Origin of the sequence: Dinghuibacter sp., from assembly GCF_035492835.1 — a bacterium.
In the GTDB taxonomy this organism is placed as follows: domain Bacteria; phylum Bacteroidota; class Bacteroidia; order Chitinophagales; family Chitinophagaceae; genus Dinghuibacter.
Genome location: NZ_DATJIY010000080.1, coordinates 1 through 11,352, shown reverse-complemented (window position 1 = coordinate 11,352; position 11,352 = coordinate 1). Strand labels below are relative to the sequence as shown.

Below are 11,352 nucleotides of genomic sequence, written 5' to 3'. Positions count from 1 at the left end.
ATCTTTGGAGGGGCCAAATGCACCGGAGGCGGCGGCAATGATACGGGTGGCGGCGTCTGCTGTTTTTCCCGTACATCCGTCAGCGCAACGTCCGTGACCTGGAAATGTGTCTGAACACGATCCCTGTTCCACAGGTTTTGCAGGTACATTCCAGTCGACGCACCGGCCACCAGCACGAGGGTGGCAGACAGCGCCCACAACATTCTTTTGGTATAGCCCGTCCTCAGGGCATAAGAGCCGTACGATTTGTTCTTGCCATCGTACAATATGTCGAGAAAACTCGATTTCAGGACTTCATTGGGTTGCATACATCCCGGTTTTACCCGAAAATTCCGGTTTTCGGCGCCGGGAGAGCATGACTTTAAACATCCCTAACACTGATATTGGTCTATTATTTATAGATCCTCCCCTCCTTCATCACGAAGACAACCCTTCCCATGACATGGATATCCTGCAGGGGATCCCCATCCACCGCAATGATGTCCGCCAACTTCCCCTTGGCGATGCTCCCTGTCAATTCGGTAATACCAAGCAGGTCGGCAGCGTTTACCGTCGCCGACCGCAGGGCCTCCATCGGCGGCATACCCGCCTCCACCATATACTGGAACTCCAGGTAGTTCTTGCCATGGGCATAGACGCCAGCGTCGGTCCCAAACGCGATTTTGACCCCGGCTTTATAGGCGCGGCCAAACGTATGTTGGATCTGGGTCCCTACCTCTATGGCCTTACGGGCGATGACGGGAGGAAAGTAACCCGGTATCTTCGCCGAATCCGACACCGATTTCCCCGCGATCACCGTGGGTACGAGATACGTCCCGTGCTGCTTGGCCAGCTCGAAGTCCTCGTCGTTCATAAAAGTGCCGTGCTCGATCGAAGCGACGCCGCCGAGGATGGCCCGGCGTATGCCTTCCGCCCCGTGCGCGTGACAGGCCACCTTCAATCCATAATCTTTGGCCGTTTCCACTACCGCCTTGATCTCGTCGATGGTGAACTCCGCCCCCGAGCCGTTTTCACTCAAGTCCAACACCCCTCCGGTGGAGGCGATCTTGATCACGTCCGAACCGCGCTTGACCTGAAGCCGCACCGCCTTTACCAGCTCGTCCCTGCCGTCGGCCACGCCGTCATCGGGTCCCATCTTATGGTTAAAGGCGTCGTCCCTGAAGCCGACGGAGTTGTCCATATGACCGCCGCTCGCCGAAATGGCCCGGCCGGCCGTGAAAATCCGCGGACCATCGACCAGTCCCTGCGCCACCGCTTTCCTCAGGGAGATGTTCACCCCGCTGCCACCCAGATCGCGCACCGTGGTAAAACCCGCCATCAATGTCCGCCGCGCAAATACCGCAGCACGGTATGCGATGTCCGCGTCCGTGAGGATAAAGGTCTCCGCGATCTGGTTCTTGCTGAACTGCGACTCCAGGTGCACGTGACAGTCGATCAACCCCGGCATCACCGTCCTGTCCCTCAGGGACACCACCGTGTCCCCCGCCCCACCGCCGGTATAGCCCTGCTGTACGTCGACGATCTTCCCGCCTTCGACAACGATCGTCACCTGCGACCGGACCGCCGACGCCGTCACATCGATCATCTTACCGCATTGTATATACGTTTTCTGCGCAAGTAGGGGACCCGCCAGCAGCGCCAGCGCCAGGGAGAGGTAGAGCTTTATCATATGGGAGCGTGTTTGCTTCCTAAAATATAACAATATTCCTATATTGGTACGTAATTCACCCAACATGATCACTGAATACCGCACAACCGCCTTCACCAGGATACTTTACTCCGTCTTCGCCCTTTTCTTCCTGTTCATACTCGGCCTTATTCTCAGGCAAGCGCGCACGCCCGGCGCCGGGACTATCGTCGCGGTCATCGTATTCGTAGCGGCGGCGGCGTTTTTCGTTTACTACGCCTTCCGGCGGAAGGTGGAAGTAGGCGACGACTTCATCCGATATAACAATGGGTTTTCCCAAAAGGAAATTCAGCTTAGCGATATAAAAGGCTTTCGGATCACCGGTGACAAAAACAAATCCCTTCGCCTCGTGTCCGGGAGCGCAGGCGTAAAAGACCTTACTATCGGCGCCTATTCCGACTATTCCGGAGAACTAATGACCGCCATCCGGAGGAGCCTCAAAGACCTCGACGCATCCATCCTGGAACAGGAGACAAAAGCCGCCCTGAACGACGATCAGTATGGCGCCAACGAAGAAGAAAGGAAACGGACCCTCCGCCGGGCAAAGAACATAGCCGCGGTTTATAACTTTGGCAGTTTCGCATTCTTTCTCCTGCTTGTCTTTAGAGACATCAAATGGACAATCCTCATAGCCCTGCTCTACCCACTCGTTGGTCTTTATATCATGGCGACGAGCAAAGGGTTGATCCGCTTTTTCTCCAACACCAAAAAAAGCGTCATCCAGGCGCTCTTCGTAGGTATGATCATGCCTTCCATGATACTCCTGGTCCTGACCTTAAGCAATTACCAAGTGCTCCACTATAAGTCTGTCTGGCCCTTCGTGCTGACCGTAAGTATTGTTTTGGTGGCGCTGAACTATGCGTGCGGCTTCAATAGAGCCTTCGGACAGATCGGAGTCCAGTTGCTTGTCATGGCCTTTGCCGCTGTACCCTATAGCATCGGCGGCGTCATAGGCCTCAACGGCGCTCTCGACAAAACCCACCCCGAGGTGTACCCGGCGGCCGTCACCGGGCAACGCGTATCCCATGGCCGATCTACATCTTATTATCTAACCCTGAGTCCCTGGGGACCTATGACCGGCGCCTTCGAAACTTCCGTCGGCCGGCGCCTTTATAACGCAGTGAACCTTGGCGACACGGTCGAGGTGTCGCTCCACTCCGGCTGGCTGCACATACCCTGGTACCAGGTAACCCCCCGCCATGCAAATCCTTGAAACCAACCTGTTAAAAGGTCCCAATGCCTGGAGTCTCCTGCACGACCGATTGATCGTTATGCACGTAGCGCTCGACCCTGAGGAAGCAGCGTACGCCATAAAAGGTTCCCGGCTCCAACACGGCCTGAAAAAAACAGGCGTCGACGTCACGAACGGCTGGGCGGCGGCCCTTGCGCAGCTCACCATACAGCTGCAGCAGGCCGCGGGAGCATCCTGCGCCTTTAACTCCGCCATACACCTGCGGGAGGGGAGCGACGCCTACATCGTTTTCGAATACAGATTGAAACCGCTGGGGCTCATGGCGGGAGAAACCGCCATAAAGATGGCCGAGGCGTTGTTAGGCAACAAGCCCTTTGACTATGATGAAGTGCTTTTGGCCATGCAGCGGGTGTGGGCGACCGGACGGCTGGACGAATCGACCTCATTTTTGGTCAGGGAGGCGCAAAAACGGGGTATTCCCTGGATACGCCTCAATGATGCTTATCTGATTCAACTGGGTTACGGCGCGCGACAGCGAAGGATCGCAAAAACCGCTACGGATACCAGCAATATCGTGGGTCATCGTATTGCCGGTCAGAAAGACCATACCAAAGACCTGCTCGCATCCATGGACGTTCCCGTACCGCCCGGCCGTCTGATCTTCGAGATCACGCAGCTGGCCGAGGCCGTACGGCATGTCGGTTTCCCATTGGTCGTCAAACCGTCCGGCGGCAACAAAGGCAACGGTATCATCGTGGGGGTCATGGACTACGACGACGCAGTGTATGCCTTCCGAACCGCCAAAAAGGCGACGCGAACCGGCGCCATCATCGTCGAACGCTACGTCGCCGGTTCGGACTTCCGTCTCCTTGTGGTGGATTATAAATTCGTCGCCGCAGCCAAACGGGTGCCCCCCATGGTCACCGGGGATGGGCATTCGCCGGTCAAGGCTCTGATCCAGAAGATCAATAGCGACCCCAGGCGTGGCCCGGGCTACGCGCACCCGCTGACGGAGATAATCATCGACGATAACCTCCGTTACGCGCTGTCCAAGAACAACCTGAGCCTGGACTCCGTCCTGGACGCCGGTCAATCCTTTTTTTTGCGGTCCATCGCCAATACCAGTGCCGGCGGAACGTCGATGGACGCCACCGACCAGGTTCACCCCGAGAATGCTTTTCTGGCGGAACGGGTCGCCCGGATCATGGGTCTGAACGTATGCGGTATCGACATTATTTCCCCCGACATCGGCGTCCCCTACCACATGAACGATGCCTCAGTGATTGAAGTCAACTCCACCCCTGGGTTCCGGCTGCACATGGACCCCGCCGAAGGACAACCCAGAAACGCAGCCGCGGCGGTCATCGACATGCTTTTTCCGGAAGGGAGCCAGTTCCGCATACCCATTGCCGCGGTTTCGGGGACGGGTGACAACCGGCTGTGCTGTGACCTGATCGCCACGTTGTGGCGGGCTTGTGGCTACCGCACCGGTCGCGCCACCTCCGATGGTGTTTTTATCGATGATTTTGTCATCCGGAGAGGACCCGGCAACGACCAATCGTCGGTCAAGCTCCTGTTGAAGGACCCTTCGCCGGAGGCGGTAGTCATAGATTGCCCACCATCTGCCATCCTAACCGGAGGATTGGTTTTCCAGCACTGCGACATCGCAGTCGTCCCCTATCTGGGCGAGGATGCGCCGCCGGAGCTCGCCCGGGCCGTCGCTGTCCTTCCCGCGATCACCACGGTTGCCGGTCACGTTGTGTTGAATGCAGACGATCCCCGTACCCGTACGTTAGCGACGTCCGCCACCATCGTGTACACATCCGCGGGCGCCCCGGACGTATGGCTGCAAAAGCACCTCGAAAACGGTGCCGCCGCCGTCTACATGGAAGGGGACTATATCATTTTAGGGAAAAACGGCCTGTCTCACCGCCTCGCCTCCATCGCTCCGCACACCACCAGTGAGACTATCTTCAATCTCCTTTCTTTTGTCGCCGCGGGTTCGACGATGCCCGCATCGGAAGACCTTTTAAAATCCGTCCTCCAGACCGCTATACCGCGAATGCCCTGACGGCTTTCATCGCGTCCGCCATCAGGCAACCGGAAATAACCTGCAGCGTATGTTGCACATAATCGATCCTTATTCCGCGTCTGGCCGCGCTCTTCATGATGCCGCCCACGCCGGCGCCGATGGCATACTGTCCGGGCTTTACCTGCAGGGACAGGCAATACTCCAGTACAGTATCTATCGCATCCGACAGATACCTTATCCGGGCGGATCGCTGTAAGCCGAGCTCGGCCAATAACCCGGCGACAGCCGTCTCCCCCACGGTAGCCATGGACGCTGAAGAGCCCCTTTTACGAATGCGCCGGGGGATCGAGTTTATGGTCGCATCCGCAATCTTCCACAATTCCCTATAGAATTCATCGTCATAAGCCAGAGTCAGGTATTCCGAAAGCGTGGTGACAAACCAGTGGTTGTGCCCTCGTACCATCCCATGCATGACGGGATCCAGCAGCAGGTAACGCGCCCCGTTGATCACGGCCTGGAGCCATCGGGGATCGGGGTCGACCCGGTAAAGCCGGAGTAGCCCCAGCATTGCTTCTCCCGGGTAATACACCGAATAAAAGTCGGTGAACCGGCGCTCCTGTAAGACGTATATGGACGGGAACCTACCGGATGGCTCCTGCGTCCATATAATGAATTCCGCCAGTTGGCGCATCAGCCTCAGGTCACCCGTTTTACCCGTCAGGGCTTGCCGCTCCGTATACATAAGCAAGGCCAGCCCGGCGCCACCAAGCTTGGCTTCACCATTCACCGCTACTGCCGACAGATACCTGACGGTGGGATGGCTCTCAATAAACGTCTCAAGATAGTCAACGCCCTTGTCCAACAATTTCCGGGGAGGCTGCGTACCGGTCAGACGATACCACTGGAACAAGGCGTACAACGTACCCGCATGTCTCAGCAAATTATAGTCATTGCCGCTCTTCCCTGTACGCGGGTCGAACACGTAGTCGAACCGGCCCGAGACATGCAAATGCCGGATAAGATAATCCACACACGCCTGTCCGGCGTTATAGTACGTTTGATTGTCCATTTCAAAACCTAAGCAAAAAAAACGATAAATGCAAACGCGTGGCATCTTGCATAAACAAGAAAATAAAATTATATTAGTTTGCCTAACCATCACCACAATCGTCGTTTGTGACCATTCTCGAAACCGCCGTCTTCCAGGGTCCCAATGTATGGAGCGCCAGTCACCCAAAATTGATCGCCCTGCGTGTAGAGGCGGACATTCGGGCGTCGGGGGAGACCCTGCTACACCGGGGTCTCCGGCGTTTAGGTACCATCTATTCCCCGGACGAAACATGGGCTGGCCTGCTGGGGAAGATAGCGGCCAGCCTACAACAATCAGCCGGGTCGACGTGTAGCTTTTCTACGGCAGTCCTGTCGGATAAGGGACGGATCGCAGAAGTGGCCTTTGAGTATGAGCACCAGGGCATGGGCATGGCTGCCGGGCAGGCCTCTGTAAGGATCATGAAGTCGATTCTGGAAAAAGAGGAACCCAACCTGTCACACGAGATCCGGCTTTTGCAGGCACTAGCCGAATATGAAGGTCTCGACCAGCTGTCCAATTACCTCGTCGGAGAAGCCATACGCCGGGGCATTCCCTGGCTGACGCAAAGCACCGGTCCCCTCTTAATACTGGGTTACGGATCCAGGCAAAAAAGGATCCTTAGGTCTACAACCGATGGGACGAGTCTGTTGGGGTCAAAAATGGCGGGAAACAAATTCACGACGAAATTGCTCCTCCAATCCATGGGCATCCCCGTCCCTGAGGGGCGGTGCATCCGGGACCTGGAGGACCTGGCGGACGCACTCGAAATGACCGGTTACCCAGCCGTCATAAAGCCAGCCACCGGAAGCAAGGGCAGGGGCGTCAGTGCCGGGGTGACGGGTTATCGGGAGGCGATCAGGGCGTTCCATGCGGCCAAGCCTATTTCACGCAAGGGAGGTGTGGTCGTAGAAAAATTCGTTGCCGGGTCAGACTACAGGTTATTGGTCATAGGATTCAAGTTCATCGCCGCAACCAAACGGATCCCTCCCGTTGTCACGGGGGATGGTCAGGTGCCGATCAAGGCGCTCATCCACAGGCTCAATCGAGATCCCAGAAGGGGTCCTGGCCACTCAAAACCGTTGACCGACCTCGAGGTAGACGAAAACATGCTGTATTTGTTGGGCAAACAAGGGCTTACACCCGATTCGATACTGCCTGAGGGGCAATCCCTGACACTCCGGGCCATCGCCAACACCAGCGTCGGCGGAACTACCGAGGACGTCACGGATTTGGTTCACCCTGACAACGCCTTCCTGGCGGAAAGGATTGCGAAGATCATAGGGCTGAACATTTGTGGATTGGACTTTATATCACCGGATGTAAGCATCCCATACCATGCCAATAACGGCTCTATCATAGAAGTTAATTCCGGACCTGGCATCAGACTCCATATGGAACCCTCGGTGGGTCAGCCCAGGAACGTCGCGGCCACAGTGCTCGATATGCTTTTCCCTCCAGACGTACCTTCAGGCGTTCCGATTATTGTCGTCACATCGACGAGCGACCAACGGGGTTGCTGCGATTTGATCGCCGGCCTCGGGGAGCGGATGGGATATTGTATGGGATACGCTACTGCTAAGGGGATTTTTATCGGGGGCATTCCGGTTAGTAGGGAAAGCGCCTCCGGTTATAAGGCCTCCCACCTCTTGTTACGCGATCCCACGGTCGACGCCGTCGTCCTTGACTACCCGGCGTCGGAGGTCCTGGCCCGCGGCCTTGTCTTTCAATATTGCGACATCGGGATCGTTACCGACCTCGGAGATCGTCCTACCCAGGATTCAATCCGGGCGGCGACCGTTATCGCTTCCTGTGTATCGTCATCCGGTTTTGCCATACTGAATGCCGACGTCGATCCCATATATGACATGCATCAAACTGTGGCCGGCAATGTCGTATACATAACGGCCAATCCCGGTAACCCCCGGGTGATCAAACATAGTCAATCGGGCGGCCTGGTCATCACCCTCGAGGACGGTCATATCTTCGTTCGCCGCGACCACACCGCCAAAGAAGTGTCGGCAATACCGGACCATGTCTCACCCGCCGCAACGCTCGGGCTCCTCTCGTTCGTCGCCGTAGGCTCCGTTTGGAATGCAGACTTTGTTGTCATTAAAGACACAATCGAACGATTCCTACAAATCCACGATTAACAAAAAATAAATTTCATTCGCACTACTTGCATTCCGAAAAAAATGAAATTATATTTGGTTTACTAACTATTTTCTCCCGGTCACCCTTTTTTCTTCCCGTAAGTTTCACACCTTCCCCTGGAAGGCGATCAATCATATTGCCCAATCATTTTAAAGCTAACGTATATGAAGGAATTTTACCTCTTCGTTACCGTTTGTGGCGTATTTATGGTTTCCCTGATTAACCACGCGACTCCGGTTGCAGGACCGCATCACAACCGTTTGTCCGACACACTACCCGTCGGAACCGCTCCGGATCTCGAGTCGATGATTCCGGTAAATGAGGGAGATACATTTTCTGTCAGGGTCAACCTCCCTGGCGAGAAAAACCGCTCCATTTTAACCAATGGGCTGCGCGCACTGGGAGCAGGTACAGCCGCCTATGGCCTTATCCAGCACGAATCCGAAGGCGACAAGAAAATAGCGACGGTCGCCAGGCGGTCTTACGTATTGCCGGTGATCGGAACCGGCATGGCACTTTCCGCTGGTAAGCTCACCCATCTGGGAAAAGGCGTACACGCTTATCTCAAATATACTTTGTACGACAAGCACCTCGGTATCATATCCAATGGCGTCATACCCCTCAATGCCCGGTTGTTGAAGAAGGGACAGCCCGTGTTCACCGGTACCGCATTGCAGGACGGCTACCTGGAGGCTATGGTCGTCAGCAACGACCCCGTTGCACTCCCTATCAAGGCAACACCACTGGTCACCGTTGTGTCTGGCCCTATGGTTGCCATCGACCGAACGCTCCCGGGATTTGTATCCAATACCGGCAACCTCGTCGTGCGACCGACGGCGGACATGCCGGTGATGCGCCCCAAGCCCATTGCTCCTGTGTCTTTCTCCACTGTAGTCGGGGATATCCAACGCAGCGGCGTGAAGAGGACCCATGTACCGGCAATGGTGACTATTCCGGCGCCGCAAAATCCCCCTCTTCCGGAGAGCATCGGGAATAGTCCTGCAAAGCTCCCTCATACGCCGGCCAAGCCCATTTTCCATAGGTTCATTCCTTACTATGTACCCAAAAAGGAGGGCCCTGGCGACGAAGAAGGAGGAGGAGAAGGTGGCACAATAGGTCCCGATCCGAGAAACCTCGAGCTCTTTGACGAGGATGACGACGACGGAGACGACGACGATGGCGGCGGCGGTGGGGACGGTGGAGAGGGAGGCGGGGACGGCGGAGATCCCGGAAGCGGAGACAGCGACGATGACGATAGCGACGATGACGACGCCGATGACGATGACAGCGACGATGACGACGAAGAGACCGAGGAGGACGTCTTGGAATATGGCGATGAAGAGGATTCGGGCGATGGAGATGCGCCAGGCGGTGATCCACGCTTTTCAGCCCCGGATATATACTATAAATGCGACCTTAGGGATCAATGGGAAGCATATCCAAAGAGCCGTAGAAAGATACCCGGGACCGGATTGTACGTCGGCGTCAATTATATGATCGCAGAAGTGGTTAGTACACCGGAGCTCATTGACCTGCCCGGAGGAGGATGGGCAATAATGGTTGCCACCGCGAACTCTCCTTTTATCGCAAGCATATTACCACCGCTTCCTAATCCCGGGCCGTGTACCGTCACCATGGGTTGCAATGTGACGGAAACTGTGTATACTTACAACAGCGCAGGGGTATTGGTTAGCACTTCACTGCCGTTCCAATATGAATCTTTTTTTGTACTTCCCCCTGCACCGAAATTAGTACCTTAAACGCTATGAAACGGAAGCCTATTATAAAGGAATCACGTGTACACGAAGTCAACCAAATACCTTTTAAGGATGCGGTTTGGCACGTAAAAAATGAGCAAAGAGGCATAGCGGACGAGGAAATGGCCGGGAAATTGGGGATTTCCACGGAGCTCTTCACTTCCTACCTGGACGGAAGCGAGCTACCCCCCGACGACTTGTCCCCCAGGCTTCTTGACGCCTATCAGATCGGTATCCACCGCATTTCAGGTACCGTATCCGCCAGGCCCCACCGCCAGCCCCCATCGCCTCCGGCGAAATAGCATTATTATACATATATCAAAAAGGACCGCCCTGTGAGCGGTCTTTTTTCTTTATACCGTTAAAACACCCTTGTACCCCCCTCCCCCGGTCCGTAGCTTGGTATCGTCATCCAATGCCCACCTTTATGCATGTCTCTAACCGCCTGGCGATACTGTGCGCGGGCTTAATATTGCTATGGGCCAACGGGGCGGCGGCGCAGGGCATACGGGCGTTCAACGGCAACGTCGATAACGTGCTGGCCTCCGAAGGCAACACCTACCACGATATGTTCAAGGCCTCCCTGATATATGCCCACAAAAAAGGGTTGTCGATCGGCCTCAGCTATGGGTACTGGAAAGAGACCGACCTGCTCCAATACTCCATGAATACCGGCTTGATGTATAGATTTTTCCCGCGTTTTCTCGGGAACTACTATAACGTGTCAAGACCCAGGGACTCCCGCTCGAAAGGACAGCTCGTCTTTATGTTCTCTCCCCTGTTGACCTGCAAGATCAGCAGACGGAACTACGTCTACCAGGAGATCGAGCCGTTCTATCTTGGCACGCCCAATTCGGTCTTCTGCCGGTATAAAAGCTCTTTCACCCTGGGCACCACCTTTACGGTGTCTCCGAGGGGGACATTCAATAACGTCGCTACGGTCAGAAACCGATCCCAGCAAGTATTCATGCTGGCGCTGAATATAAAGGACTTCAACTTTACGATGTACGACGACTACTTTACGTGGTTTACGGAAAAACTCCAGCTGGGCGACAACTGGGATCGCTTTTTTACCGGCGGCGGATTCGTGCGCTATCGGGTAAACAGCGAGCTGACCCTGCATATTTACTCCGAGGTGTACACGGGGATAAACCGCGCCATCCCGTTTCTGTACCCCGATATCATCAGCTATAAGCCCAAAAAGAGAGGCTGGCTGTTAAAGAACTATGCCAACCAGGACCTCGGGCAGGAGTTCTTTAATACGTCCTGGTTTGTCCTGGAGGCAAGCTACTCCAGCTTTTTGGCTACCTTCTCCGCTCCAAGGGTCTTTTCTGGCTGCAACACTACCAGGATCGCTATCAGATAAAACTAAAGCTGACCACCACGCCTTATAGTCCGGAAGACACCATCTATGGCTACCTGGAGATCGTCCGATCTCCCTCC

General features: G+C 55.5%; 8 protein-coding genes and 1 pseudogene. 6 read left to right on the top strand and 3 right to left on the bottom strand.

Annotation, left to right across the window (positions count from 1 at the left end; translation table 11 throughout):
* Window positions 1-308, bottom strand: a pseudogene (locus VL547_RS07765) (hypothetical protein); the annotation flags it as partial.
* An 83-nt stretch (window positions 309-391) separates the two neighbouring features.
* A complete protein-coding gene (locus VL547_RS07760) occupies window positions 392-1,669 on the bottom strand; it encodes an amidohydrolase family protein (RefSeq protein ID WP_325576975.1) in 1,278 nt (425 codons plus the stop codon).
* A gap of 64 nt (window positions 1,670-1,733) precedes the next feature.
* On the opposite strand from VL547_RS07760, the gene VL547_RS07755 reads away from it, so the two are divergent.
* Both VL547_RS07755 and VL547_RS07750 read left to right on the top strand, forming a co-directional pair.
* Window positions 1,734-2,900: a hypothetical protein gene (locus tag VL547_RS07755; protein ID WP_325576973.1), complete on the top strand. Its 1,167-nt coding sequence runs from the start codon at window positions 1,734-1,736 to the stop codon at window positions 2,898-2,900.
* A complete protein-coding gene (locus tag VL547_RS07750; protein ID WP_325576971.1) occupies window positions 2,887-4,950 on the top strand; it encodes a hypothetical protein in 2,064 nt (687 codons plus the stop codon). Before VL547_RS07755 ends, VL547_RS07750 begins: the two co-directional genes overlap by 14 nt.
* On the opposite strand, the gene VL547_RS07745 is transcribed toward VL547_RS07750, so the two are convergent.
* Window positions 4,931-5,980 (bottom strand): hypothetical protein, encoded by a 1,050-nt coding sequence (locus VL547_RS07745; protein WP_325576969.1) that lies wholly within the window; start codon window positions 5,978-5,980, stop codon window positions 4,931-4,933. The two genes, VL547_RS07750 and VL547_RS07745, sit on opposite strands and share 20 nt — an antisense overlap.
* A gap of 107 nt (window positions 5,981-6,087) precedes the next feature.
* Here VL547_RS07745 and VL547_RS07740 point away from each other — a divergent pair, with 107 nt between their 5' ends.
* The 4 genes from VL547_RS07740 (at window position 6,088) to VL547_RS07725 (ending at window position 11,275) form a co-directional block, all read left to right on the top strand.
* Window positions 6,088-8,151, top strand: coding sequence for a hypothetical protein (locus VL547_RS07740; RefSeq protein WP_325576967.1), 2,064 nt, complete (start codon window positions 6,088-6,090; stop codon window positions 8,149-8,151).
* Between the two features lie 165 nt (window positions 8,152-8,316).
* Window positions 8,317-9,912 carry a hypothetical protein gene (locus tag VL547_RS07735; protein ID WP_325576965.1) on the top strand — a complete coding sequence of 532 codons (1,596 nt, stop codon included), beginning with the start codon at window positions 8,317-8,319 and terminating at the stop codon, window positions 9,910-9,912.
* Between the two features lie 5 nt (window positions 9,913-9,917).
* The gene (locus tag VL547_RS07730) at window positions 9,918-10,211 is read left to right on the top strand and encodes a hypothetical protein (RefSeq protein WP_325576963.1); all 294 of its coding nucleotides are present in this window, start codon (window positions 9,918-9,920) and stop codon (window positions 10,209-10,211) included.
* A gap of 113 nt (window positions 10,212-10,324) precedes the next feature.
* Window positions 10,325-11,275 carry a hypothetical protein gene (locus tag VL547_RS07725; RefSeq protein WP_325576961.1) on the top strand — a complete coding sequence of 317 codons (951 nt, stop codon included), beginning with the start codon at window positions 10,325-10,327 and terminating at the stop codon, window positions 11,273-11,275.
* Window positions 11,276-11,352 lie beyond the last annotated feature (77 nt).